This window comes from Pseudomonas sp. BJa3, from assembly GCF_026343815.1.
Lineage (GTDB): Bacteria > Pseudomonadota > Gammaproteobacteria > Pseudomonadales > Pseudomonadaceae > Aquipseudomonas > Aquipseudomonas soli.
In genome coordinates, this window is record NZ_JAOXMC010000019.1 from 1 (window position 1) to 25,758 (window position 25,758).

Consider the following 25,758-nt stretch of genomic DNA (forward strand, 5'->3'; position numbering starts at 1 on the left):
TTCGACTCCATGAACTATCACGCTGGGCTCTCCTGAAAAACGGAAAAGTACCCCGAAACACTGCCGCTGTAACCCCTATCCCCTCTATTCACTGCCGCGATATGGCGGCGAGGTATCCCCATGCCAATAGAAAACCGATCCAGCAACACCGAGACGGTCAGAGTGCCGCCATACATTGGCCTGGAGCCGCTGGTTGGACGTTATTACCCCGCCCAATGCCGCCGTTGCGGTTGGGTTGGTAGCTCCCAAGAGTTGACCGAGGACGATGCGCAATGTACGCGCCACGTTGGTGACCACCTATGCCTGGGCGACTGCGACGAAATTGAGCGGGATGATCTGCTGAACATTATTCAGGCCATGGCCCAGCCGGCCCCGCAGCCCCACGCCGAGCCGATAGCGTGGATGGTTGGTACTGCCATCTGGTGGACAAAGGAAGAGGCAGAGCGGGATTCAGCGGCGACTGGGCTGCCGATTATTGGACTGGGCGCGATGGTCGACCCCGTCGTGGCTGAGCGACTGAGAACGGCCACCGATTTCGTGCAACGGATGGTTGAATGCGCTGGCACCCAGCAGAGCGTGGCCACGGGCTATGTCCGCGACATTCTCGATGTGCTCAAGGGCAGCGCAGCGCCGAACGCGCCAGTTGAGCTGCAGCGAATGACCTTCGAGTACGCGCATGCAGATGGCGAACGCCACACCGTCGCCTTATCTCGGGAAGAGGTGGCCGGTTATATGGACGAATTCTTGTTCGAGAAACTGACCGAAGCAATCTGCCATTGCGAGTCGATCGGCGAGACCAATGTCGTGGACTGCCGATGCGACGAAGTGGCCGAGCAGTACAAGCTGGCTAATCTTGCCTGACCACAGATTGCAATATTACTTCACTTCGAAGCTGCGAACCGGCCAGCGGTCCTGGAGCGGGAAGCGGCGAAAGCCCTAGCTCTTCCGACACCCAAAGCCATGGCGCGGGTCATGGTCTCGCCAGGACGGCTGTCGAATAACTCTTCGTGTACCAATTCTCCATCAGGCGCATAAACCCCAATGAACAGTTGCGTGGCACCGACAGGCGAAAGCCGGACCTGCACATCAATTTGGGAGCCATCTGCAAGCGTCTCGCAATGGCTCCTGTTGTGTACGCTTGCGTTTCCCCATGCCCAAAAACAATCGCCTCTTTGCCTGATCATCTCAATCGTCCATGTCGTTAATCTCGTAATTACTTATCCCATCAATTCGAGAGACGCAATTTTAATTGGCGCCAAAATAACAACATACCGATAGCCGGCTTTGCAAAATTTAGGGTGGTTGATCTGTGTCAAAGCCAAGCGGATTCAGAGGAGTAGCGAGGACCTCCCCGGCAAACGTCCCGTCGGATGAAACCAAACCGCTCGAGGGGGGGCTGAGGGTCGCAGCATGAAGCATCCATTTTTCGAAGGCTTCACGATGTGCCACCTGAGCGGCCAGCCAGGCGGGGTCTCCGAACCGACCGTAGGCTACCTGGGCCATGATAGAGGAGGTGATTGCGTCGAGCTCACGCAGTAGTTGGTAGGCGATGTATCGCTCATCTGACTTGGGCATCTCGGGTCTCGCAATGTTGCAGCAGAGTCCTCTCGAGGGGGACATCAGTGTGACATCAATAACGCCGGTTCGATCCATTGTTTGACATCTTTTCCTGAGGAGTACATCCGTACTCTTTCAGCTGCAAACCCTCTCCCCTCTATTCACTGCCGCGAGCGAGCGGTAAAAGGAATCGACATGCCCGAAGGAAATCAGGCGGCACGCTGGTGCCCGGACGAATGCCCCATCACCGGGCGCCAATTCTTCATGTGGATTGAGCACCCTGATGGCAGCATGGTGCCGACCTATGGCGGCCCGTTAGACAGCTACACGATCCCGGTTCGTGATGGTGAAGAAGGCTTCTGCTGCGACCGGTTCGATCACGACCTGGGCGACTGGCGCGACAGCGAGACCGTCGGCCTGAAGTTGATCAACGACCAGAGCGACGAATGCGAGCACGGCCAAGTTGCCGAGCTGCAGGCGGAAATTGAACGGCTCAAGGGCCAGAGCCGGACCATCACGCTCTCCGGCTGCGAGTTCACCGAGGACGATCTGCTCCGAAAGGCGGTGCGGATGGCGAACGGCACCAGTCGACGCAAGACCCAACGCTGGGTGCTGATGAAGGATGTCTTCTGCTGCGGGTCTGGCGTCGCCCACGCGCTATGCAGGCGCTTCGGCTTCGACCCGGACGAGGAGCTTAGTCGATGACCCGGCTCGCCCTCTGCCTCCTGCTGCTGGCCACCGGTGCCAGCACAATCGAGAACGTCATCGACGTGCAGCACGACAGCCAGCGGGGCGTCACCTGCTACCTGCTGAATGGGGTCGGCATCAGCTGCATCCCCGACAGCCAGCTACAGGCCGGCAACGAGCGCCAGCTCTCACCGCAAGAAACACAACCCGAACCTACACCCGCACTGGCGCCTGGGCGCTGGATTGATGAGAGGTATCAGCTGTGAACGAAGCGAAGACGGTGCAGCAGCAGTTTGAGGCCTGGCACCGCAACACCTTGAGGGTGCTTCAAGCAACCGGGCAGGTCAGCGCGGCGCGGAAGATGATCGACCACAAGGACCTGATGAAGGTGGTCTGGGAGGAGTCGCGGGCCGAAGCGGTCGTCCAGTTCCCCATGCGCACGCCATACGTGGAATACCCCGTGGACGTTGAAGGAGGTGAGTTCAACTACATCCGCTACCTAGATGACATCAAGAAGAACATCACGGCTCTTGGCCTGGGCATTGAGGTAGCGCCATGACCGACCTGATCGAAGTGAAGACCTGCACCTGCCCTTCCGGCGACGGCTCACTGCACTGGCCGTGCCCGGTTCATCCGCCGAAGGAGGAGCGCAAATGATCGCCCTCGCCTTCGTCGCCTTCCACCTGTATCGGTGGCCGCGATGATCCCGCATACCGGCTGGCTACGGCGCCAGCTCGAGTCAGCGCTGATCCTGCTGGCCGCCTGGATCCTTGGCAGCCGCAACGTCACCAGGTCCGGGGTTGTCTCGCGCCGCGACAACAACGAGATGTTCGAGATGGACGGCGACCTACGCGCCATCGCCCGCCGCATCCGCAAGCAGTACAGCGAGTAACCCCTCCTCCAACTACTCAAGCCCGCCGACATGCGCGGGCAAGGATGACCTGTGCTCAAACAAATTGGAAAGCTCATCACCGAGCCGCTTCGCAAAGGCGACAAACACCGGCCACTGCGATGGCGGATGGGCATGCGCCTGAACCACATTCACTTGGCTCTTCACCGCGACAGCCCGCGCACCTGGAATGCAATTGTTCTGGCCGGGCGCTGGCTGATCTGCAAACCCTTCGGCCATCGGTGGTCATCGTTCTCGTCGGTCAAGTACGGCGACTTCGGCGACTCGCGCATGTGCAAGGTCTGCCGCATAAGCCACGGCCGGCACCGAGGCGCTGACACTTACCACGAAACGCACCGGCCAGGTGGCTGGACGCCGATCGCCAAGCCCTGACCACCAACCTGCCGCCACCGGCGGCGTGGAGACCATCCCATGGAAACCGAAAGCACCGGTGACGTCGACAAGGTCACCGAGAAACGAATGGCCGAACTGCTCGGCTGCACCAAGCGCGCTCTGGAAGGCCGACGCCTGCGCGGAGCAATCCCTGAAGGCGTCTGGATGAAACACGGCGGCCGGATCATTTACAGTAAAAAGAGGTACGACGAATGGCTGGAAAGCCAATGGATTTACCCCCAGGCATTGACGTCCACTACGGGTCACTCCGGCTCAGGTTCACCTGGGAAGGTTCTCGCAGAAGTGAAACCCTTCCCTACCCCCCGACACAAAAAGGCATCAAGGCTGCATCCCAGCTTCGCGATAAGGTAACGAGCCTGATCAAGCTGAACCTGCTCGACCACGACAAGTATGCGGAGCTTTTCCCAAGCTCCGAGGCGGTGGTGGGCGGAACCCCAGCTTTCGGAGAGTACGCCCAGCTCTGGCTCGACAGCCGCGAGATCACGGCGGGCACTCGCCTGAACTACAAAAGCACGCTCAACCTCTATTGGGTACCGCATCTTGCGTTGGTCCGCATCGATCTGATCACCACCACACTCCTGCGGCGCATCGTGGCCTCGATCAGCTGGACGTCACCATCTGTCAAGCGAAATGCCCTTGTGAAGCTTTCTACGATTCTCTCCTCTGCGGTCATGGATGGGCTGATCGACAGAAACCCGGCTGAGGCCTTGCAACTGCCAGCTCGCGCAAAGAAGGAGGTGGACCCTTTCACACTTGAGGAGGCTGACAAGATCATTCAGGAGCTGTACCGGCATGAGCACTGGCCCAGCCTGATTTATGCAGCGTTCTTCGAATTCATGTTCTTCTCGGGCCTGCGACTGTCAGAGGGTTTGGCACTGCGTTGGGATGTGGTCGATATGACCAAGAAGACGGTGCATGTCCGACGAACCATCGCACTGGGAGTGGTTGAGGAACGAACGAAGACCAACAAGGATCGGTTCGTCCTGCTCAACGAGAGGGCCTTGCACGCGCTCTGGTACGCAAAGCAGTACGCGGAGCGGCGCAGGAAGGGAAAGGGCCGGTTCACGGAATCACCGTATGTGTTTCCGCCCGGCAAGAATGGGGAGTACGTCAAGCAGACTTCTGATCTGCACCACCAGTGGCGACCGATCCTCCGACGGCTCGGGATTCGATACCGGCCGCCATACAACTGCCGTCACACCTATGCGACAATATGCTTAATGTCTGGTCTCAACCCCGCATTTATCGCCCAACAGCTCGGGCACAGCGTGCAGATGCTCTTATCGACGTATGCACGCTGGATCAACTCGTCCAGCGACTGGCAGGAGCTCGAAAAGCTCCAAATTGGTCCGAAATTGGTCCGTAGCTGCGAAGACTCCACGTAAGTTATTGATAGGTAAGGCACTTGATCTCCACCGCTAATATCACCATGCAGTTCGGCTCCAAGCCCCTGTTCGAAAACGTCTCGGTCAAATTCAACAACGGCAACCGCTACGGCCTGATCGGCGCCAACGGTTGCGGCAAGTCGACCTTCATGAAGATCCTCGGCGGCGACCTTGAGCCGTCCGGCGGCCAGGTGATGCTCGAGCCCAACACCCGCCTGGGCAAGCTGCGCCAGGACCAGTTCGCCTATGAAGAATTCACCGTGATCGACACCGTGATCATGGGCCACGAGCAGCTGTGGAAGGTCAAGGCCGAGCGCGATCGCATCTACTCGCTGCCGGAAATGACCGAGGAAGACGGCATGGCCGTCGCCGAGCTGGAAACCGAGTTCGCCGAGATGGACGGCTACACCGCCGAATCCCGCGCCGGCGAACTGCTGCTGGGCCTGGGCATTCCCCTGGAACAGCACTTCGGCCCGATGAGCGAAGTGGCGCCAGGCTGGAAACTGCGCGTGCTGCTGGCCCAGGCGCTGTTCTCCGACCCGGACGTGCTGCTGCTCGACGAGCCGACCAACCACCTGGACATCAACACCATTCGCTGGCTGGAAACGATCCTCACGGCGCGTAACAGCACCATGATCATCATTTCCCACGACCGTCACTTCCTCAACAGCGTCTGCACCCACATGGCCGACCTGGACTACGGTGAACTGCGCCTGTTCCCGGGCAACTACGACGAATACATGACCGCGGCCACCCAGTCGCGCGAGCAACTGCTGTCGGACAACGCCAAGAAGAAAGCCCAGATCGCCGAGCTGCAGACCTTCGTCAGCCGCTTCTCGGCCAACGCCTCCAAGGCCAAGCAGGCCACCTCGCGCGCCAAGCAGATCGACAAGATCCAGCTGGCCGAGGTCAAGCCATCGAGCCGTGTCAGCCCGTTCATCCGCTTCGAGCAGACGAAAAAGCTGCACCGCCAGGCGGTGATCGTCGAGAAAATGGCCAAGGCCTTCGACGACAAGGTGCTGTTCAAGGACTTCAGCTTCACCATCGAAGCCGGCGAGCGCGTGGCGATCATCGGCCCAAACGGTATCGGCAAGACCACCCTGCTGCGCACCCTGGTCGGCGAGATGAAGCCGGACGCTGGCGCGGTGAAGTGGACCGACAGCGCCGAAGTGGGCTACTACGCCCAGGACCACGCCCACGATTTCGAGGACGACGTGACGCTGTTCGACTGGATGGGCCAGTGGACCAGCGGCGAGCAAGTGATCCGCGGCACCCTGGGGCGCATGCTGTTCTCCAACGACGAGATCCTCAAGTCGGTGAAGGTGATCTCCGGTGGTGAACAGGGCCGCATGCTGTTCGGCAAGCTGATCCTGCAAAAGCCCAATGTACTGGTGATGGACGAACCGACCAACCACCTGGACATGGAATCGATCGAGGCGCTGAACCTGGCACTGGAAAACTACCCGGGCACCCTGCTGTTCGTCAGCCACGACCGTGAGTTCGTGTCGTCGCTGGCCACCCGCATCATCGAGCTGACGCCCGAAGGCGTGGTGGACTTCAGCGGCACCTATGACGACTACCTGCGCAGCCAGGGTGTGGTGGTCTGATCCAACGCTGAGTCATCTTCATCGCGGGGCAAGCCCGCTTCTGCAATGCCTTCGCGGCATTCGCAGGAGCGGGCTTGCCCCGCGCTGCGTTTAATTAGTTAGCCTGCTTCCTTTTCCCTCGCGCCGCAGCCATGATGGGCACTGCCCACCGCCCGCCCGCGAACGAGCCCATGACAGCCCCTCACGCTTCCAGTGTCACCCTGCAGATCCTCTCGATCGTCTTCTACACCTTCATCGCTTTCCTCTGCATCGGCCTGCCGATCGCGGTGCTGCCTGGCCATGTGCACGATCAACTGGGCTTCGGCGCGGTGATCGCCGGCCTGACCATCGGCCTGCAGTACCTGGCCACCCTGCTCAGCCGGCCTTTTGCAGGGCGGGTGGCGGACACCCTGGGCGGCAAGCGCGCCATCCGCTATGGCCTGTACGGCATCGCCGGTTGCGGCGTGCTGACCCTGCTTTCAGCCTGGACCCTCGCCCTGCCCTGGCTGAGCCTGGCGCTGCTGTTGGGCGGCCGACTGCTGCTGGGGATCGCCCAGGGGCTGATCGGCGTCGCGACCTTGAGCTGGGGGATCGGCCAGGTGGGGCCGGAACATACCGCCCGGGTCATTTCCTGGAACGGCATCGCCTCCTATGGCGCCATCGCGACAGGCGCGCCGGCCGGCGTGCTGCTGGTGGGCAGCCTGAGCTTCGCCGTGCTCGGCCCGGCGCTGTTGCTGCTGGCGCTATCGGCCCTGCTGGTGCTGCGCACGCGCCCCGAGGTCGTGGTAGCCGGCGGTGAACGGTTGCCGTTCTGGTCGGCGTTCGGGCGGGTGGCGCCTTGCGGCCTGGGGCTGACCCTGGCATCGATCGGCTACGGCACCCTGACCACCTTCGTCACCCTGTACTATCTGGAGCGCGGCTGGGTCGGCGCAGCCTGGTGCCTGAGCGCCTTCGGCCTGTGCTTCATCCTGTCGCGGCTGCTGTTCGTCAACGCGGTCAACCGCTTCGGCGGCTACAACGTGGCCATCGCCTGCATGGCCACCGAGGTCCTGGGCTTGACCATGCTGTGGCTGGCGCCCTCGCCGCTGTGGGCGATGCTCGGCGCCGGGCTGACTGGCTTCGGCCTGTCGCTGGTGTACCCGGCCCTGGGAGTCGAGGCAATCCGCCAGGTACCCAGCAGCAGCCGTGGCGCCGGGCTGGGCGCCTACGCGGTGTTCTTCGACCTGGCGCTGGCTGTCGCCGGCCCGGTGATGGGCGCGGTGGCAGTACACCTGGGGTATGCCTCGATCTTCGCCGTCGCCGCCCTGCTCGCCCTGTCAGGGGTGGGCCTGACCCTGTTGCTGGCCCGCCGCGGCTGAACGTTCGGCGGGCTCCGGTGCGCCCAGTGCCTGGCTGAAGAAGGCGGTAGTCTCGCTGCGCAGCGAGCGATGGATATGTCGACGGTCGACACCCTCGGCGTCCTTGCACAGTACCGGCATGCGCAGGTGTTGCTCGTCGTCGCAGGGGGCCATGAACACGAAGTGCCCGGCACCGGCCAGCAGGCGGTAGTCAGGTGTTACCGGCAGCTTGCGCGCCAGGGCATCGGCGTTGTGCTCCAGGGCCAGTAATTGGTCGTTGTCGCCGCTGTAGATCAGCGCCGGCACCTGCACGCCGGCCAGGGCGTGGCGACCGAACATCAGGCTCAGCGGCGCCATCAGCATCACCGCGCCCACCCTGGCGTCGGCGCGGGGCGCCAGTTCACTGTGGTCGGCGATCAGCACGCCATGGGTCTTGCAGGCGTCGGCGTCACCTGGGCGTTGCTCGCAGTAGCGGCGCAGGCGTTCAAGGTCGGGCCGCGCGCCAGAAAGGATCAGCGCGGTCTCGCCACCGGCGGAATAGCCAATCACCCCGACCTTGCCATCATTCAGGTACGGCGCGAGCAGTCTGTCGTTTCGCGCCGCTGTGATCGCGGCGCTGATCTGCAGCGGCCGGCCATAGAGGTTGCTGAGGGTGCCCAGGCGGCTATGGTCGCGGTTGTTGTCGCCGGGATGGACCACCGCCACCACCACGAAGCCCTGTCGGGCCAGGCCGTTGGCCAGGTCATGCAGGGCCATCGGGCTGCCGGTGTTTCCATGGGAGATCACCAGCAGCGGGAACTGGCCCATGGCTACCGGTGCCTCTTCGGCGACACGGGTCTGGTAGCCCTCGATGCGTACCGGGCGCGCCTCGCCGCTGGAGGGGTAGAACGCCAGGGCCTGCATGGGCTTTGCGTCCACCGGGTCGACCAGGGTCAGCCGGTGCAATCCGGCCACCCACGGCGCTGCATCGGCGCGGGCCAATAGGCCGCCCAGCAGGAATAGCGCCATCAGCAGGCTGCTTCGCTTCATCGCAGGGCGCTCCCAGGTTCAAGGCACTGCGCGGTACACGGGTATGGATGCCAGCATAGAACCCGGTGCGCTGGCGGCACATGAAAACTGGATGAAAAAAAGCCGGCTGGCGCACGAGGCGACAGCCGGCTTTGAATCGGTGGCAACAATCAGGCAGCGGCGAACAGCTCACCTGCGATCTGCGCCTGGGCGGCATCGATGGCCTTGGCGCGGTGCTCAGGGCCATAGGCCAGGCCGTGGGCGCGGACGATTTCCAGGTCGGTGATGCCGATGAAGCCGAGGAACACCTTGAGGAAGTCCTCATGGCCGACACCGGTCGGCTGGCCCTGGTGCAGGCCACCGGCGGTGGACACCAGGATCACTTTCTTGTCACCGCACAGGCCTTGCGGGCCGGCTTCGGTGTAGCGGAAGGTCTGGCCGGCCACCGCCACGCGGTCGATCCAGGCCTTGAGCTGGGTCGGCACGGTGAAGTTGTACATCGGCGCACCGATCACCACCGCGTCGGCGGCGAGGAACTCTGCCAGTGTTTGCGCACTGAGCTTGGCTTCATGAGCCTGTGCGGCATCGCGCATTTCCTCGGGGGTGCCGGCGGCCACGAGGGTGGCGGCGGAGAAGTGGCTGATGGCATCGTTGGCCAAGTCACGGTAGACCACCTCGATGCTCGGGTCGGCGGCCTTCCAGGCCTCGACCACTTCGCGGCTCAGCTGGCGGGAGGCGGAATTGTCGCCCAGGATGCTCGAATCGATATGCAACAGTTTCATGGGACTCTCCTGTGAATGAAGACCGCGGCGGTGGGCGATCACGATGTAGAGAATCCTATCGGCACATCGAATAGCTGATAAGTCGGCAAAAACGCGTTAGTTTGTTCCACTGATGGAACAATGAGACTATCAAATGCAAGACCTCAACGTTTTCCTAGACGAACCACTTAACCCCCCGATTTTGATCAAAACCCTACCCTCTTCAACATCGAGCTCCAGTGCTTTGAGCGCGTAACTGACATCAATCTCGCAGCCTACTCAGGGGGTAGATAACGCAATAACCGAGATAATCGACCTAACTCACTGTTCCTGAACCTCTCTGAAAATCGCTCTACCCCAATCCCCTCCCTGCCACTTATCCATCAATACTCTCCACCGCATTCAGACCAGCCAACCTACCGGCACGAGGCTTCTGACCCCGGGCTTTGTAAACCAAAGATCTGCGGCGCCGTATTTCGAGCTTTAGAGGATAAGCCTGCCGGAGCTGCATCTGAACCATTGATCGCTGGGCCCGACCCCGTGCGTTGATGCTCACCATGCGAACCAGCTTCGCTTGCTGATTGTGGTCATAGCTGAGGGAATGGAGGCTGGGTCTCCGGAGCGGCTAGCCCTTCGCCTGCATCCTGCCCTTCTCATTTTCCACGCAGTGCTTACCTTTCGGGATGGCGACCATACGCCCATCCCTCCACTGAAGGCTATGTCCACCTGGAGGTATGCCGACCATGCGTCCATCTCTCCCTTGAAGGCCGTGACCACCCTTGGGAATCGCAAGCATCCTTCCATCTCGACCCTCAAGGCCATGACCGCCCGGCCTGATCCCAACCATGCGTCCATCGCGCCCTTGGAGACCATGGCCACCTTTGGGGATAGCCACCATTCTCCCGTCGCGACCTTCCAGTCCATGGCATCCATCTGGGATCGTGACTTCTACTCCATCTCTTCCCTTGAGGTTCATCGTTCTTTCCTTCGTCAGGCTTCTCGTCTGGCTCGATAATGCCATGACGGCTGAGCGCGGTACAAAGGGGCCAGGAGCGCGCCCTGAGTACAGACTTAGCTCCTGGTGGGCCCTGACAGCCATTGGCGCAGCATTCGCCTCCAAGGCGTGTGTCGGCTCTTCGCTGGAGATCTTTCGCAGGTGAGCAGCCCACCACCTTGGTCAAGGCTTACCCCGGGTGCGAAGGAAGTCCTTCACGGCCTTGTTCGTCCGCTCCGCTTGTTCTTGCGCAGAGATCAGCCCCGCTTGCCAGTCCTCGTAATACTCTTCGAGCAATGCATCCAGGGCTTTCACAGACGACTCAACGAACACCCCTTCTACCACCTTCTCCATGCGGGCCAATTCGTTGAACGCAAGATGAATATAGCGATCCAGGCTTTCCGTAAGCTTGTGCCCTGACCATTGCTGAAGCACCCGTTTGATCACTTCAGAGTTGGCAAGGGCCCGGCGCATCACATCAGTATTTTGAAGATCGTACTGAATAATGAGTTCTTTAAATTTGTCCGTGATGAAACGATGACGAAACATATGAGGGTGAGAACGCACCTCAAGACCAGCAAGTTTTTTAAGGTCGCCAATTTCATTCGTCAGTGTATTTATGGCGAGCGGTTGACAACTTTTTACACAAATAAAAAGAAAGCCATGGTCATCGAATTTTTTCTTATGTCTAGCACACCAATCGTCAATCATAGGTATCCGAAAGCCTGTTATGTAGTCGACCCAGGACTTAAGAACTACGTGCGGCACAGGCACAAATCGATACTCATTATGCCCTTTAGCGGACGGCACACGCAGTAATGGATGACTCAAACCTGATCGGTATGCTTCCATAATATCCGGCACAGTGATGCGCGCGGCCTCTATACGCCTACACCCAGTATTTATCAGCACCGAAATAATAATCTTGGATCTCGCGCCTTTCTGTAATGGCTGTTTCCTGGCAGCGATCCTCAGAGCTTTTATTGAACTGTCAGTAACAGGCTCTCTGCGCCCGTCTTCTGAAGAAACAGGAAAAGAGTGATGATACCAAGCGATTCGACGACAGGTCGATTTGTGCTTACTTCGCATGGCGGCATCTACTTTAACTCCACGAATGACTCCGCCAAGTGCCACAAAATCCGGCAAGTCAAAAAATTCACCGCAGTAAGATAAGAAATCTAAGCAGCGCGAGCCAATAGATCGTACCATATTGGGTTGACGAGCTAATTCACCGTCCTCATCGACATCTGCGCTTAATCCCTTTATAAACATCGTAAAATAAGTATCAGTCAGCCGCAGGAAACCAAGTCGGTTTTTCTCTACAAACCTAATCAAATGGCTGAGCAGCATGCAATCTTGCCTGAGCGAGCCACCTTTATTGGCCAGGGACTTTTTCTCATTGACCCACATATGTAGAATGTACGAGTTTACCTCAAAGCAATATTGTCCGTTAGTCCAATAAAAACATGGAATACCCTCAGCGTCCTCCCCTATATCGGCGTCATAAGTCAATCCGGCGTTCAGCTTAGCTCCGGGAGGAAGTGGGCGATGCAACTGTGAGTCAGTCATTTATTTCCTCCTTTTCTGCAGCATCTGATTGATTCTGCTTATTTCAAGTTCGTAATAGGCTTTCCTATCAATCAAGTCCAGATCAACCAAGTGATTGCAGAGACTTTTCATTTCGCTGACCACAAGACTTAATTGCTGCAAATCTCGATCTTGAGACGCTATAATTTTTTGAAGGTTGGCCTTCTTCTCCTGCAAATCCCTGCGAGAGTTAGTGACACGTGCCCTAGGACGTCGACTGAGGGCTTTTTCGGCCTTAACCCTTAAGGCCTCAACCCCTGTAAAGCCCTCCCCTAGAGTGCAAGCTAATGCCTTGAAAGTATTAAGGCTACATCCGACAATACCTCGTTCCTCGTTGCAATATGCAGCCAGTTTCACTTGAGTTTTGACGGCTTCCCGCAGGGGGTCATCTTGTGAAAATTCGGAAGGTGTATTTGCTGCTTGGGTCAGCAGCTCAATCAGCTGGACAACTGAGGCCTTATTGGCCCTGCGTTTGCCATCCATCAATGATTTACCCTCACCATCAGATGGATATCGGCCTGCACACCATTGCTGGTCATCAGGCATGCACGGGTAGGGACAAGGTCAATCAGTTTCGAAGTTACAAGATGCTTAAGATTTGAGTAAATTTCGGAATCAGATAACTTGGCCAGTTCCTCGGCGCTGGGTGCATCCTCACATGCAGCAGCTTTCTCCAAAATCATGCGCAATTCAGGGACGGTCTTAATGCTCAGATCGTGAAGCTCATGCATCTTACACAATGCATACTTGACAGTATTAAGGTGTTCAATACTCGAATCCTTCGCTAGCACGGCTTTCGCAAGAGCTTCCGTCTTCACACTTTGAAGCATAGCACCTGGCGTAATCTCCACTATATATGTGTAAAGATGCTGAATATCACTGTGCCCCAAAAATGCACGGAGAGCATCGAGGTCTTTGAAGCCAGCAGCCGCAAAGAAAGCCATGGCAAAGAAGCGCCTCAACTGATGCTGCCTGACATAGAAGCGTGCTACTTGCCCGTTTTCCAAGATGACCGTGGGTGTTTGAGTGAAATCACAAATAGTACTCAAACATGCATTATAGGTTGTGGGGCACATCTGCCTAAAGCTTAAGTTATCAGGTCGAATAAAAATAAGTAGTGGAGTATTTTTCGGGATCAAATCCAGCCGAACACAATCCTGATGCACTTCCTTAAGTGTCCACAACAGCTTCGCTACCAACCTGGGAATGGGTACAGTCAGAAACTCCTTTGCATGACGATCACCTGTTTTTCCGGCCATGAAGCCAATTTCGTACTGTACGCATTTATTTTCGGGAAGGTTAGGATTTTTGTTTGGCTTTAAACAATTGCCCTCCATCATTCCCAGCAACTCCCCTTGCCTTCTTGCAGTTAGCGCGCCGAGTATGATTAAATACGCCCCCATCAGAGTTACAAATGAGTCATGCAGACTTTTATCAGACCTGAAATAATCATAGTATTCCTCATCTCTCTCTGAGAACGGCGTAAGCCAACACTCGTATTTATCAGCATTCGACATCATTCCGCGCCGAATTTTGTCATTACAAGCTGATCGGTGATTCGCCTTGATATATCTGCCATGCACCTTGTTATCAATGGCGCGAGCAATTACATTCCAGAATATTGCCCTCGCATTGTTCCTAATATACACGTGCGAGTCGCGAATCAACTTGTATACAACCTCTCCTGGCAAGGAGCGAAAATTCCCCTCAACTTTTTTGGGAATCCTTTTATATATCGAGCTATAAGTTATTTTTTTTAGCACCTTCAGATTAAAATTCAACCCGGGCACCAACTGTTGCGCCAAACCCATTAGTCGCACGGCGTTAAAATGCCTACTCAGCATTTTTTTGGAAACCGGAACTGTGCTCTCGTTACGAACAGGGACAGGCGGAAACTCGGTTTTCCAAGTAAAACCTTCATTTAATTCAGGAAAGGTCTTCGGCACCAGGCTTTTACCAGCTAGCGTATTTTTGTACAATATTTGTGTAAAGGTGGCCGAATTGTACTGCTTTATCCCAAGTGCAGTTTTGTAAAAGGCATTATCATAAATATAAGCGCGCGCACGCAATAATTCACCATCATCTAAATCTAGTTCGCGCTCCCACTCCGGGGGAATTCCATCTAGGAAGGGGAAACTTTCAGCGATCAACTCAATATCACTATGCATGATACCGGCAGACACTTTCCTGAGAAGTACTGCAAGCTTGGTTGGGTAACTGTAAAGGTAGGTAGATGCGGGATATTTCGTGTGATTTATCAGGTAGTCCGTAAAGTCTATCTTCCTCATCAAGTTAAGCCCCAGCTTCGATAGCTGAAATCGCTCACCATTCATAAGTATGTGATCGACAAATTTAAGCCCGCATTTAAATATTTCGGCCTCTGTTTCACCTTGCCGCCTTTGGTTATTGCTGTACCTGGGATGCAACTGCACAACCAAGAAGGCCTTGAATCCTCTCAGCAACTGAGCATTGGCAGCGTCCGTAAGCAAACTATCATCTTCCAAGCTTACGTTAAAATCCACAGACATTCTCACATAATTGCCTTCACTTCCGAATCGGCATTCCCACACATTGGATTCGAATGACGTACCTTCAACCAGCCAACTGGGGAAGTCCATTTCCAGATCGCCAAACCCTCCTTGATCTCTTAACTGCTTAAGGTACAGCCTTCGATCGTAATAGCGCATTGAGCCCAGATCGGCTTGAGCTTCTTCAAGAGCATCTTCATTCTTATAGTCCTTGGCTTCTTTAGAACCCTTCATGCTTCCTCCAAATACTCGAAACCAATCCATTGGCAAATATTTGCTACGAGAGGAATTGATAGTTCGATGCTGGACAAGATGGTGGCAACCTCATCAGAAATCATTTCCAGTTCACCTGTTTTGTAAAGCTCCACAGCATGCCGTGTGAACGCCGCATGTAGCTGCCATGATTCAAGCTGCTGGGGCACCTCGCGCCCTGCGTTCTGCAGTTGAACTATTACGTGGTCAATGCAGATCATAAAAGTCGATATACCGTAATCTACCGGCAGGACGCCTTCAGCCTGTGTTTGGGAGGGATTGCGCTGATCTGCAGGAAGCCAGTTCTCCAAGGTAAGTTGAGGGGGCAATGGTTTCAACTTATGAAGGCGAATAAACTCGTTCATCTCATCGAGTGAATTCACGTCCATTACTTCCATCAAGTATTGAGTCCCTTGGAATGCCTCAAGAATCATCCCATTCTGGAAGAGCCGGATCCATCTCCCGAGATAGAACTTACGTATCGCTTTTGGCAGATACTTGTCAATGAGCTTGACGTTATAATCTGCATGCCCCAAAGCCTCTGACATGGCTTGCACGCTGTTTGTTTGAAAATAAACGATTACGGCTGCGGTGACCCTTACTCTTTTCAAGGAAATCCGTTTAAGCATCACTGACCCTTGATCACCAAATTGATCCAAAATACGCATGGCCAGCAATGATTGCCCATTTCCTTGAACAGCCATTCCTCTGATTTTTGGAATCCTTTTAGGCCGTGTTATACCTGTTGCAGTGCTTAGAAAAGTGTAGTGGTAAGCCGGATCGTTCTCGCGCTTCAAATACTCCCGTGCTTCAGCAGTCAGCTCATATATTTCAGGAAACAACTCTCGTGCCTTCGGTGTTGACCTGACCACCTGACGCGCTAGTTTCGCCCCTCTCCTGGGCTTAGAACTCACAGCACTGTTGAGTTCATCATCAAAGCCAAATCTCTGTCCGAATTTATCTGTGATACGATGGTTATTCAACCAAGAGCCCGTAATGCTAGGGCACTCAAAAATTAGAAGATAAATAAAGGGTAGCAACGTTGTGCTATCCAGCAGGCCTAGCGCATTTCTCACATAAGTTTTACTTGCACCAAAGTAATTTTCGAATTCCCGATCATCGTCAGTAAAATAGGGTCGCTGCGCCCATTTCCTGCAAAGAATAATGTACGACTGCTCTTCCTTACTGTAAGTATCACAAAAACCAGGCGAGTCTACGTCAACCTTGCTCGCTTCGATCCGGCGCCTGTGGTTGGCAAGCGTGGCTTCTCTAGCTTCCTCACAAGCAGCTCTCAGCTTCGCGGCGTCATTATTTATTTGATGATATAACTTTTGCGCAGCGTCCTCATTCTCAATATGCAAAGGAATAGCAGTAATCGCACTGACAATTCCTTTGTCTTCTCCTTGAGATTGAAACGGATTATTCCCTGCCAGCTCCACACGTTGATGAAACGTGAAGTCAAATAACTTTTTCGGCAAGAAGCCATGCGTAATAAAAACCTCTTCAACAACTAGCATCATTGCACGCCAATCACTCAAGAAAACCTTGGACTTAAATCCTTGATCTAGCCAGCGATCATATTCGATGTCAAAAGTCGTGGAAAAAAATTCGTGCATTTCCAAAGGATTTTCAAGGAGGCGCAATTCTTCGACATTCCAGAAGTACTCAGTTACAATCCTCATTAACATCGAGATACTTCTATTTTTTGAGATCCCAGTAGTTCTCGGGAATTTTTGTATGTAGTCTCTACATCTCCGATATATCTTCTCACACAAGCCCTCACCATATTGATGGTGCACTGCCACCAGATTTATAAATATAGGCTTGTCATCGTGATATTTTACCCACCACCCCTTATAGTATTTAATCTTGATGTAATTTTTTGGCACCCTGGAATATGCAATCCGACATTCCTTCTCTTTTTTCGCACCACAAGTATCACGAAATTTATCAACATTAATGCCCAGCAGGTGTGCAACATGCCTGACCTTAGTCAATAGCAACCAGGCATGCGTATAAACAACATCGGTCTCCACCAATAGAAAGCCCCAAAATTTAGACATTATTAGCTCGTCATCTAAATTTTCTCGCCTCAAATTAGTAACGACCATAAACATATCAAACAACCTTAACCCTTGATCCAAGGTGGTTCTGACTTTAGGGTCAGGAAAGAAATTGCGAGCCTGCGCCAACTCGCTTGCTGAAAAATTAACACTTGGAAAATATGAATAGGCGGCTGTGTTTATCATGGCTACTAACATTAATTCTTTATATTACACCTAACATCTATTACCCGGGATGGCAACTATTTTTTCCCTTGCATATATATTGCCCAGAACCATAAAGGCCAGCGATCTAACTTTGAGAAATATTGATTATCCGTTCACGCCTAGGCATCTGCTAATGCATGTTTTTATGGCGCTGATTAAGCACCTGCTACGGTAGGCTCAACCACAGGTGATGGGTTTTGCCCAATTTGGGCATAACGCAACGAGAGGGTTAGCTGCTGGATTCAGAGCAGAGCCAGCACTAGCCTAACCTATTGATATATATAGATATTATTTCTTCACAATTCTCTAGGCTGGCTCTGTTAGCACACTCGATCGAGCTGCAGTGCCCTGGCTGCCCCCGTCGCAAAAGGGGTTGGGCAAGAAAGACGCTCAACTTAACGAAAATCAAAGATTGACAACTTTGCGCACCAGCACTTAGATAAGTAATTGTTTCTTACTGAATTCTCCCTAACGGCAGTTCACAAGCTTTTTTGGAGTCAAGATGGCTACAAAACCTTCCAACCGTGACAAATCCCAGGCTGGCACTCTTGTAGTACGGGCCTTAACTACTGACGAGTTAAATCAAATCGCAATTGCAGCGCGCTACTCTGGCAAGAAAATGGAGATGGCACTGCACGAACTGCTTTCATTAGGACTTCGAGCGCAAGATGTTTCTGGAGCAAAACACGGAGTAGGTAACACCGTATTTCTGGCTGCACCCAAATCTTCTCGTCGAGAGAGTCACTCCCCTACACAATCTGTAGTTTTGCGGAGCGTGGAATTTTCGAACGCTATTCCGGGCGAATTCCTTTTCCCAAGTCGCACCGGGCCTGGGCCTTTGCACAGGGTGAAAATTGCTCGAATATTCCACCAGTGGGTACTTCGTGCTGGCCTCGGGGAGCAGGGTGTTACGTTGCATGCGTACAGACGGTCAGTGATGACTCAGAAACTGATGGAGGCCGCATCCTCACTACCTGGATAAATGCGGAGATCTGCAGCCTCCAAGCAGGAAAGGCCCAGACAAACCGTATCAAGCAGATGCGTCTATTACTCTTAAAGGGCTGGTCGTGGGCGTCGGTTGCTGAGCCGCCACATGCTTGTGGCTCAGTGACTGCCATCGTCGATTGGTTGACGACGATCAGTCGACCATTGCTGTTCCGACTGAACGACACTGAGCTGCTTTTGGGCACGGTTCAGTGACAGTCGCTCAAGCATCTAGCCCTTTGCCGTGTCGAAGTTAACCCATCATGGTCTCGAACTCCTCGTCAGTGAGGATCGAGGGAGTGTTGTGTGGCTTCTAAGTGAGTCCCCGGAGGCAAGGCTGTCTGAGCCTCGGGTATTGGAGCGAGTCCCACGTGGTCGGCGACTCCCGGTGCAAAGGCAACCCAAACTCGATGGCGGCTTTCAAGGTCACTCAGGCTACGAACCCATGCTCCAGGCGCCAGATGAAATCGATGATGGTGTGAGTTTCCAGTTTTGTCGTGATCATGCTGGCCGGTGTTTTACCACCCAGCGCGTCAATGGGACGTGACATCCAATTCAGGGCTGAATCAAGATCTCCGCCGAACAGGCGCTTTGCTGCATCGAGCACTTCCAAATAACGAACCTGTTGGTCAGGGGGCAACGTTCTCATGGGCAACTCCTTCTGGGTTCGCTGTATCGCAGCGCCGGCTCAGCATTTTCTAACCTATGGCAAGCCTAGGCAACCGGCGTCGTTTCGTGTATCGCCAAAGGGCCCGCCTGCCGAGTGACCTTGCAGGTTTAGCCATCTTGATCCAGCCTGCTTGATCAGGCAATGAAACGTGCAGAGCACGATGCTCCGCAGAGACATGCTTCCAGTGAAGGGGGGCCTATGGACTCGGTGGATCGCGAAGCCCAACGCTTGCTTGGCCTGATCGTGAAGGCGGCGCAGCTTAATGCCCGCCAACACGCCGAGCGGCACCATCTTCTGCGCCAGGTCAGCGCCCTGCTATGGTGGCTGGAGCCTGAATGCCCTCCCCGCACGATCGCCAGCTTGCTTGCCTGCCTTAGCTTGCCCCTTGAGCAGTGGCTGGACAGCAGCTTTACGCAAGGGTACCGGGGCGCCCTGCAGTTTGCAGACGAACCCACCATGCTTTGTCACGCCATAGCCATGGAGAACAATCCCCGCCAAGGCTGGGAGCTCGTCCAGCAGACCGTCAAGAATGTTCGCGACCTTTGCAGAACACGCCCTCACGGCGACGATGAATATCGAATGTTCCGCATGTTCCTGATCGACCACGGCGTCGTAGACGCTGACCGGAGCCTCGACTTTCTGATCCCGCTGCAGGTGAGCTTCAACTCGCTCTACGAACCGATACCAGAGCATTTCATCCGAGCCGGCCAGATCTACCTGTGTCCAAGCTGCGGCTGGCCGATGGAAATCAGCCGCCGTGCAGTGTCTTGCGGGGCTTACTGGTGCGAACAAACGGTAGGGATTGCACAGTGGATGGGCGAGAAGTTGGTGAGCGTTAAAACCTCAAAGGTGCTCCAGGGGTGCTCAGCAAAAAACAAGTACAGGCTGACCCCGGCATTGTGGACGTTCACGCTGATTCCGGGGTTGCTAGAGCTGCGCCTGCGTGACCGCATCACCCGACTCGGGCTAACCGCTGAGCTGTGGCCAGACGTAGATCAGGCCGATCTGCGCTTCACGATTGAAGAGCGCACCTACTCGCTGGATGCCAAGGTGTGGCATTCGACCAAGAATCTTGGCCAGCACCTGGCCGGCAGCGCGCCGACAAAGGCCGTGATCGTGATTCCCGATTACCAGGCGCAGTATGTGCCCTCGCTGAAAGAGCAGTTCGATCCCAGGCAGATCATGTCTGAGTCTCAGTGCCTGCGCTGGGTGAAAAAACTATGCCGACACTGACAGAAAATGCGGCAACCGTGGCGCTCGCCTTGGCCGTGAAGCATATAAGCAAAGAGCCGATACTTGCCGACGCTGAGGTCTTCCTGGTGGGCCGTCCTCACCTTTGGAGCGGCTGGGCTAGCGCGTCTGAGGTAGTCCGCGAGCAGATCATCACCCTCATCAAGTACCGCCCCATAGACCTCAATCAAACAGGACGATTTCTCGAAGAGGTTGGACGGGTGATGTTTACACCAGGTGCGCCGTTTCGGATGGCCGGCATTGAAAGTCATGACGACCAGGTGATCCTGCCGCGCCTCAAGGAAACCGACGTCTACTGTTTCAAAGAGGGTTTTGACCTTGAGGGGCTCATCGAGGAAAAGCTTCGTACCCTCCAGACTGAATCCGCCGGCGCGACGTGCACGAAGTGGCCGACTGAGGGCCCTATCGTTCTGCGCGAAACACAACCCGATGGTTATCGCACCTTCGTCATCTCTGAAGAGCAGCGTCCTCGCTTGAAGCTGGAGAATGCAGCCTTACCCTTGGTCGACGCTCCTGCTGTAGCAACCTTCAGCTGGGAAAAAGCTTCGTTGCGCAAGCTGGCTGTCGCGCTGGATCAAGCTGGGAGTGATCCGCTGAGTCCCCTGCACAAGAGCCATCAGGCGTCGCTGGATTTGATCGTGCGCAGCGACGAGGACGTCAAGGCGGACGCGGGGAACTTCTACCGTGTAAACGCCCCCACGGGCACAGGCAAAACCGTGGTCATGGGATTGATGGGTATCGACAGCGCCTTGCAGGGGCACCGGGTTGTCATCGCAGTTCCCAATCTGACTGACGTGCGCAACATGGTTGAAACCTTGAAACGGTCGGTGAGTGTCGTGGCACCTCACCTCAAAGTCGCACCTTTGCATTCACAGCGCCGCATAGCCAGTGCAGCCGAATTTTACCTCGCACGGGGCCGAGAGGATCACCCGTACGACTATCGCTGCCTGCTGGACGCCTGCGCGACCGACGGAAGCGTGAGTCGTAGCGATGAGGAGCCCTGCTTCAATCTGCAATTGCCTGGTGAGCGCCGAGGACGAGAGACCTTCAAACGCATTCGCAGCTGTCCGTTTCTGAACCAGTGCGGCAAACGCACCATGCTCGAACAGGCATTGGCAGCCGACATCGTGGTTGTGAATCACCATGCACTGATTTCTGGAACAACTCGCATAGCGGTTGAAGGCAGTGGTTCCGAGTCGCGAAGTCTGCTTGAGCTGTTGCTTCGATCAGCCTCGTTGTTCATGGTCGACGAAATTGACGGCCTTTTGCTGAGCGCTATCGACACCAGCGTGTTCGAGTTGCCGCTCAGCAACCACATTGAGCACAGCAGCCTTGCTGAGCTGCATATGGAGATCTTTGGGCGAGACAGCATTCCAGATGTCGATGCCACCACCCACTACCGCGCTCAGAGGGGCTGCAATGCGGTGATCCTGCATACGACGCGGCTATTGCAGTTGGCGTTGAAGCACATCAAGTGGCCTGACCGAGAAACTGTATGGGAACGTGCCGAAGACCAGATGATCAGCGACTACCTGGGCGTCGACCGTTCACTACTTGATGGCGTCTGTGGCTATGTGGAGCAAAGCATCCCGCAACACCTAAAACCCCTGCAGGAGCTCTTGCAAACCTTTTCTCACAACGAGGCGCAGCCAAGCCCGATCGAGGTGGTCGTCAACATCGGTAAGCAGCTGGCGGACTTGGCCAGGCAGAAGAAGCTGGGGCAGAAGCTGAACGAAGCGAAGCTCGAAAAGCTCAAGTCGGCGCTGGTCATCAGAACGAGCCTACATTTTATTGAGGACAGTTTGCGCACCCTGTATTCAGACGTTCCCGTCTTGGCGCGCGCCAAGGTGGCCGCAGCGCTGAGAGTGCAGCAGGATCTTTCAGGGTCAGCACCTTTCAGCCCTACGCCCCTGGGCCCGCTGCAGCGCGTGGTTTATGGCTTCAAGCGCAAGTTGTCCGGTCGTGATACATGGTCGCTCCAGGTGGTGGCCTTGTCCGGCGATCCCCATCGGACACTTCAGTATCTGCCCAACCTCACATCGAAGATCCATGCCGGCGTGAATCGAACCTTCATCGGTTTCAGTGCCACCGCGTTCTTTCCTGGTGCCAGTTGTTTCGACCTGAGCGCCAAGACCCTTATTGACGTGCCAGATGCTAAGGGAAATATCCGCTTTGAAAACGTCCCAGTCTCCGTCCACGTATCCGGGGCGGGGCTCGAATCGCGGCTGCTGAATGTCAGGGATCTGGCCAGTGAACTGTGGGGCTGGCTCACCAGCCGCCTGGAGGCTTTAGAAGCCGATGACAACACCCGCGCCCGAGCTCGTTTGTTGCTGGTCACCGGGAGTGATGCCGAGGCAGAACAACTCGCCTCCACGCTGCATGAAATCTCTGCAGGCCTGTACAAGGTCGCCTGGATACGGGGCGGTAAGAAAGCGGATCGACAGGAGCGGTTACCGCTGGCCAACAGGCTGACATACGACGATCTCGTCGAGTTTGCTAGTGGCCCCAATGCTGATGTCCAGTTGCTGGTCAGCTCTATCTACCCAATGGCGCGGGGTCACAACATCGTGACCAAGGAGGCGAAGTCGGCACTAGGTGGCGTGGTCGTCTGTGTGAGGCCTTTGCCCTCCTCTGACCAAGCGGCAAACAATCTTGCGCACCTTTGCTATCGCGTCGGCGAAAGTGTTCTGCCCTCTGCCAGCCCCGGACTTGCCCTGCTGGAGGAACGCGCCATGGCGAACCGCATACTCAATGGAATACGGCTCGCTCCTCCCTACTTCTACAGCCAGCCAAAGGCGATTCGGTTCTACACCATCATGAACGTGCTGGTGACCCTGACTCAGCTTGTGGGCCGCGCCAGGCGCGGTGGAACGCCGGTCACCTGCTACCTCGCTGACGCTGCGTTTTTTGACAGCCGCTACACTTGGGCAACGCTTCTGAGCCGCACGATTGAAAAGCTCAAGGAGGATGGCCATTGGGGCGAGTTTGCAACCCATCATGCGGGCCTGGTGGAAGCCATGATGCTGTACATCGAAGCTTCCGGCCCCCAGAAAGCGCCAGGCACTCAAGAACTTGAGGGGCTAGACGATGAATATTTGCCTGAGGACTAACCTGTTCCGGTTCGACCCGGCTGAGCTGCCACCCGCCCAGCTATACCATGCGTCCCGGGATTTCATGAATGGATGGCAGCTACTGACCAATCATTTCGGGAAACCTTACCTACCTACTGAATGGCTGGAGGAGTTCCTTTGCTACCTGTCAGGTGGGCCAGTCTGGGTAAACGCGCAGTTGCTCAAGACCAAAGCAGTGCCAGCCATCGCCTCACTCAAGCTCATCGACCAAGACAAGCTCAACCGGGCAATCAACATATGGGCCCAGTACATACTGCGCAAGACAGAGCCCGGGCAAAAGGACTTCATCGATCTGCTGGTACCCGACCGTGCGGTTTCGATCCACGCCTCCGAGGTCATGCACGACCCTCGGCAAGCGACGGTGGCTTACAAGGTCGTCCCCTGGATGCTCGCGCAGCAGCTATCGAGCAAACCCATGGACTCTTCTGTCCCGCTCAACCTGTCTGTTTGTAGTGACGGCTCATTGCTCGCGTGGGACAGCCCGCTGCTGTACAACCGTGGTGAACGCCGGGCAGTGGCCATGCACTCCATTTCTCCCGGCTTGTTGTTGCTGCATAAAGTGCCCAGCAAATATGCCTCTGTCACGGTTCACCTGAGCCATATCCTGCCCGAGTGGCGCCATACCACGCATTCGGCCTGGGTCAAAACCGATCGGGGGATTTCAAAGTTCCAGATCCGGACGTTGCGAACGGATGAGGGGCAGTTTCAAACCGTCTATTCCAGCCCTGCCGCTGAGTTAATCCAGCACATGGGGGAAGGCGTTCTGCCCGCACTGGGTGGCAATGAGATCTCGCTCGCAGGGGCGATCCGCCCTATCCACACTCGCGCCCCAGTAGGATCACCTATCGGTAGTGGCGTTGGCACGGTCATTCTCGACCAGGCAAGCTTTCACATGCAGAAGATGCTGACCTCAGCCAAGCCCATGCTGACACGGTACGTGGGCCGGCTCATCGCTCAGCGAGTCGAGCCTCCGGCTGAGGCTGCCCGCCCGATTCGAATCGCGGTGGTCACCGCGCATACGGACATCATGATGCGCATCAACACGGCCTACGAGAACCTGCCCTCTCTGTCGCCCGTGTTCAAAGTGAAGCCAAAACCCCAGGTCATCCTGCAGCAAGTCCAGTGCAAAGATGCTCAGCGATTTCTGACGACCAGAGCTGAGTCGATTGAGATTCAGCGCTGGTTTACTCAAGAATTGCTGCCACGCCTGGTTGCCATGGCACCAGACGCTGCGATCATCGAGACGGCACCCGAGGTAGCCACGAAGGACGATAACGATCCGAAGCATATTCTGCGGGCGCTCTGTGCCAAACATGGCATCGCGACGCAGTTCATCTTCCACATCCAATCCGAAGGTGAAGGTGCTTCTTCGCTGAAGGGCATGGCTCCAGGACTGAAAAGTCGCCTACGTAAATCGAAGTCTCCAACGCCAGAGGAACCCGAGGATTACCCTGCGATCAACAGTCTCATCGATGCCGCTCGAGGAACCGGGTACCTGCCGCTGCCGCTGGGTCGCACTGCGGGCATACCTGCCGGAACGACCGTCGTATCCATATTTGTCGACTACATCTCGCGGCTTGGCATGTACCTTCCCGTCATCACGCGAACCCAGGTCAATACCCGTGAGCTGCAGGTCTATGTTCATGGATCGGAAGGTCAACCAGGCGAATGGAAAAGTTACCGTGAAGGGCTCTGCGCCATCCATGCAGCGCCTACGTTGCTCGATGAAGCGGCTGCCAAATTGACAGTCGCGCGTGCATTGCTGGCACCCACTGCGGTGGCGGACAGCCCGTTAATTATCTTCATCAATGCCGGCGCGAAGCGCTTGTACCCAGGGATGAACGATGGCGAAGGTCACGGCTTGCCGCCCGCTCCCCAACATGCCTGGTTGATACGCACTCGCTCCGATAATCAAACAGCTCAAATGACCGGTGTGCACTCTCTCTCGCCCTTGGCACCAATGTTCATAGGCAATCGGATTGGAGTACACCAGGCCGAGCATCAGGAGTTGGTGTATTACTTCACGTCCTACTCTAGAACCTTCAACAAGGTGCGCTCCCATCGCCACCATACGCGCTACGACGTCACGCAATCGGAGCTCAAAGACGCGTGGCAGCAGCTCGGCGTGACGGAGTTCGTAATGATCCAGGAAGGGAATTTCGGAACCAGAGACCAGCTGGCACTGCAGGCTGGGTATTGGTGCAAGAACGCACCTCTGTGGGATGGATTCCTACGGCTCCCCTCCCCGCTGCATGCGGCGCGGCAGATTGCAGCAGATCACCCTGTGTCTGAGAAGCTGAGGAAGGGGCAGTTCTAAACCTTAGGCTCTGCACGAAATCCCTAGAAAACAAAACTCTGCTCCTTAAATGCCGAGGTTTTGTACATCCCCCGTCATCAACGGAAGGGAATTCTGTGATAGCAAAGCGTGTTTGAACTCTCAGACGAGACCAAGGGCGTGATCTCACAC

At 55.8% G+C, this 25,758-nt stretch carries 20 protein-coding genes; 12 read left to right on the top strand and 8 right to left on the bottom strand.

The genetic code is table 11. From position 1 onward, the window contains the following. Window positions 1-120 precede the first annotated feature (120 nt). Window positions 121-861 (top strand): hypothetical protein, encoded by a 741-nt coding sequence (locus tag OH705_RS21410; protein WP_267302912.1) that lies wholly within the window; start codon window positions 121-123, stop codon window positions 859-861. Between the two features lie 20 nt (window positions 862-881). On the opposite strand, the gene OH705_RS21415 is transcribed toward OH705_RS21410, so the two are convergent. After that, complete coding sequence (locus OH705_RS21415) at window positions 882-1,181, bottom strand: hypothetical protein (protein WP_267302980.1); 300 nt, start codon at window positions 1,179-1,181, stop codon at window positions 882-884. A 571-nt stretch (window positions 1,182-1,752) separates the two neighbouring features. Here OH705_RS21415 and OH705_RS21420 point away from each other — a divergent pair. The 8 genes from OH705_RS21420 (at window position 1,753) to OH705_RS21455 (ending at window position 7,876) form a co-directional block, all read left to right on the top strand. Further along, window positions 1,753-2,262 (top strand): hypothetical protein, encoded by a 510-nt coding sequence (locus OH705_RS21420; RefSeq protein WP_267302913.1) that lies wholly within the window; start codon window positions 1,753-1,755, stop codon window positions 2,260-2,262. Further along, the gene (locus OH705_RS21425) at window positions 2,259-2,510 is read left to right on the top strand and encodes a hypothetical protein (RefSeq protein WP_267302914.1); all 252 of its coding nucleotides are present in this window, start codon (window positions 2,259-2,261) and stop codon (window positions 2,508-2,510) included. The genes OH705_RS21420 and OH705_RS21425 overlap by 4 nt, the downstream gene beginning before the upstream one ends. Next, a complete protein-coding gene (locus OH705_RS21430) occupies window positions 2,507-2,803 on the top strand; it encodes a hypothetical protein (RefSeq protein WP_267302915.1) in 297 nt (98 codons plus the stop codon). Before OH705_RS21425 ends, OH705_RS21430 begins: the two co-directional genes overlap by 4 nt. 141 nt (window positions 2,804-2,944) lie before the next feature. Next, a complete protein-coding gene (locus OH705_RS21435; RefSeq protein WP_267302916.1) occupies window positions 2,945-3,136 on the top strand; it encodes a hypothetical protein in 192 nt (63 codons plus the stop codon). Between the two features lie 132 nt (window positions 3,137-3,268). Continuing rightward, complete coding sequence (locus tag OH705_RS21440; RefSeq protein WP_267302917.1) at window positions 3,269-3,526, top strand: hypothetical protein; 258 nt, start codon at window positions 3,269-3,271, stop codon at window positions 3,524-3,526. 212 nt (window positions 3,527-3,738) lie between these two features. Beyond that, window positions 3,739-4,932, top strand: coding sequence for a tyrosine-type recombinase/integrase (locus OH705_RS21445; protein ID WP_267302918.1), 1,194 nt, complete (start codon window positions 3,739-3,741; stop codon window positions 4,930-4,932). 20 nt (window positions 4,933-4,952) lie between these two features. After that, complete coding sequence (locus OH705_RS21450; protein WP_023628643.1) at window positions 4,953-6,539, top strand: ABC-F family ATPase; 1,587 nt, start codon at window positions 4,953-4,955, stop codon at window positions 6,537-6,539. Between the two features lie 170 nt (window positions 6,540-6,709). Then, on the top strand, window positions 6,710-7,876 hold the full coding sequence (locus OH705_RS21455) for an MFS transporter (RefSeq protein WP_267302919.1): 1,167 nt from the start codon (window positions 6,710-6,712) through the stop codon (window positions 7,874-7,876). Here the strand turns inward: OH705_RS21455 and OH705_RS21460 are convergent. From OH705_RS21460 to OH705_RS21490, 7 genes are all read right to left on the bottom strand, one after another. Continuing rightward, window positions 7,835-8,884, bottom strand: coding sequence for an alpha/beta hydrolase family protein (locus OH705_RS21460; protein WP_038706198.1), 1,050 nt, complete (start codon window positions 8,882-8,884; stop codon window positions 7,835-7,837). The genes OH705_RS21455 and OH705_RS21460 overlap by 42 nt on opposite strands. A 149-nt stretch (window positions 8,885-9,033) precedes the next feature. Then, window positions 9,034-9,645, bottom strand: coding sequence for an FMN-dependent NADH-azoreductase (locus tag OH705_RS21465; RefSeq protein WP_267302920.1), 612 nt, complete (start codon window positions 9,643-9,645; stop codon window positions 9,034-9,036). Window positions 9,646-10,801: 1,156 nt separating this feature from the next. After that, on the bottom strand, window positions 10,802-12,187 hold the full coding sequence (locus OH705_RS21470; protein ID WP_267302921.1) for a tyrosine-type recombinase/integrase: 1,386 nt from the start codon (window positions 12,185-12,187) through the stop codon (window positions 10,802-10,804). After that, window positions 12,188-12,688, bottom strand: coding sequence for a hypothetical protein (locus tag OH705_RS21475; protein WP_267302922.1), 501 nt, complete (start codon window positions 12,686-12,688; stop codon window positions 12,188-12,190). Further along, on the bottom strand, window positions 12,688-14,967 hold the full coding sequence (locus OH705_RS21480; protein WP_267302923.1) for a hypothetical protein: 2,280 nt from the start codon (window positions 14,965-14,967) through the stop codon (window positions 12,688-12,690). Before OH705_RS21480 ends, OH705_RS21475 begins: the two co-directional genes overlap by 1 nt. Beyond that, complete coding sequence (locus tag OH705_RS21485; RefSeq protein ID WP_267302924.1) at window positions 14,964-17,234, bottom strand: hypothetical protein; 2,271 nt, start codon at window positions 17,232-17,234, stop codon at window positions 14,964-14,966. Before OH705_RS21485 ends, OH705_RS21480 begins: the two co-directional genes overlap by 4 nt. Window positions 17,235-18,669: 1,435 nt before the next feature. Beyond that, complete coding sequence (locus OH705_RS21490) at window positions 18,670-18,888, bottom strand: antitoxin Xre/MbcA/ParS toxin-binding domain-containing protein (protein WP_267302925.1); 219 nt, start codon at window positions 18,886-18,888, stop codon at window positions 18,670-18,672. 219 nt (window positions 18,889-19,107) lie between these two features. On the opposite strand from OH705_RS21490, the gene OH705_RS21495 reads away from it, so the two are divergent. Genes OH705_RS21495 through OH705_RS21505 form a run of 3 tightly spaced genes read left to right on the top strand, consistent with a single transcriptional unit; the run spans window position 19,108 to window position 25,608 of the window. Then, complete coding sequence (locus tag OH705_RS21495) at window positions 19,108-20,142, top strand: hypothetical protein (protein WP_267302926.1); 1,035 nt, start codon at window positions 19,108-19,110, stop codon at window positions 20,140-20,142. Further along, the gene (locus OH705_RS21500) at window positions 20,130-23,270 is read left to right on the top strand and encodes a hypothetical protein (RefSeq protein ID WP_267302927.1); all 3,141 of its coding nucleotides are present in this window, start codon (window positions 20,130-20,132) and stop codon (window positions 23,268-23,270) included. The genes OH705_RS21495 and OH705_RS21500 overlap by 13 nt, the downstream gene beginning before the upstream one ends. After that, window positions 23,248-25,608 (top strand): RNaseH domain-containing protein, encoded by a 2,361-nt coding sequence (locus OH705_RS21505; protein ID WP_267302928.1) that lies wholly within the window; start codon window positions 23,248-23,250, stop codon window positions 25,606-25,608. Before OH705_RS21500 ends, OH705_RS21505 begins: the two co-directional genes overlap by 23 nt. Window positions 25,609-25,758: the final 150 nt, after the last annotated feature.

What these genes read in the sequence shown, in the direction of transcription:
- OH705_RS21410 (WP_267302912.1), top strand. Translation starts at nt 121, where the DNA reads ATGCCAATAGAAAACCGATCCAGCAACACCGAGACGGTCAGAGTGCCG.
- OH705_RS21420 (WP_267302913.1), top strand. Translation starts at nt 1,753, where the DNA reads ATGCCCGAAGGAAATCAGGCGGCACGCTGGTGCCCGGACGAATGCCCC.
- OH705_RS21425 (WP_267302914.1), top strand. Translation starts at nt 2,259, where the DNA reads ATGACCCGGCTCGCCCTCTGCCTCCTGCTGCTGGCCACCGGTGCCAGC.
- OH705_RS21435 (WP_267302916.1), top strand. Translation starts at nt 2,945, where the DNA reads ATGATCCCGCATACCGGCTGGCTACGGCGCCAGCTCGAGTCAGCGCTG.
- OH705_RS21440 (WP_267302917.1), top strand. Translation starts at nt 3,269, where the DNA reads ATGCGCCTGAACCACATTCACTTGGCTCTTCACCGCGACAGCCCGCGC.
- OH705_RS21445 (WP_267302918.1), top strand. Translation starts at nt 3,739, where the DNA reads ATGGCTGGAAAGCCAATGGATTTACCCCCAGGCATTGACGTCCACTAC.
- OH705_RS21455 (WP_267302919.1), top strand. Translation starts at nt 6,710, where the DNA reads ATGACAGCCCCTCACGCTTCCAGTGTCACCCTGCAGATCCTCTCGATC.
- OH705_RS21460 (WP_038706198.1), bottom strand. Translation starts at nt 8,884, where the DNA reads ATGAAGCGAAGCAGCCTGCTGATGGCGCTATTCCTGCTGGGCGGCCTA.
- OH705_RS21465 (WP_267302920.1), bottom strand. Translation starts at nt 9,645, where the DNA reads ATGAAACTGTTGCATATCGATTCGAGCATCCTGGGCGACAATTCCGCC.
- OH705_RS21470 (WP_267302921.1), bottom strand. Translation starts at nt 12,187, where the DNA reads ATGACTGACTCACAGTTGCATCGCCCACTTCCTCCCGGAGCTAAGCTG.
- OH705_RS21475 (WP_267302922.1), bottom strand. Translation starts at nt 12,688, where the DNA reads ATGGATGGCAAACGCAGGGCCAATAAGGCCTCAGTTGTCCAGCTGATT.
- OH705_RS21480 (WP_267302923.1), bottom strand. Translation starts at nt 14,967, where the DNA reads ATGAAGGGTTCTAAAGAAGCCAAGGACTATAAGAATGAAGATGCTCTT.
- OH705_RS21485 (WP_267302924.1), bottom strand. Translation starts at nt 17,234, where the DNA reads ATGATAAACACAGCCGCCTATTCATATTTTCCAAGTGTTAATTTTTCA.
- OH705_RS21490 (WP_267302925.1), bottom strand. Translation starts at nt 18,888, where the DNA reads ATGAGAACGTTGCCCCCTGACCAACAGGTTCGTTATTTGGAAGTGCTC.
- OH705_RS21495 (WP_267302926.1), top strand. Translation starts at nt 19,108, where the DNA reads ATGGACTCGGTGGATCGCGAAGCCCAACGCTTGCTTGGCCTGATCGTG.
- OH705_RS21500 (WP_267302927.1), top strand. Translation starts at nt 20,130, where the DNA reads ATGCCGACACTGACAGAAAATGCGGCAACCGTGGCGCTCGCCTTGGCC.
- OH705_RS21505 (WP_267302928.1), top strand. Translation starts at nt 23,248, where the DNA reads ATGAATATTTGCCTGAGGACTAACCTGTTCCGGTTCGACCCGGCTGAG.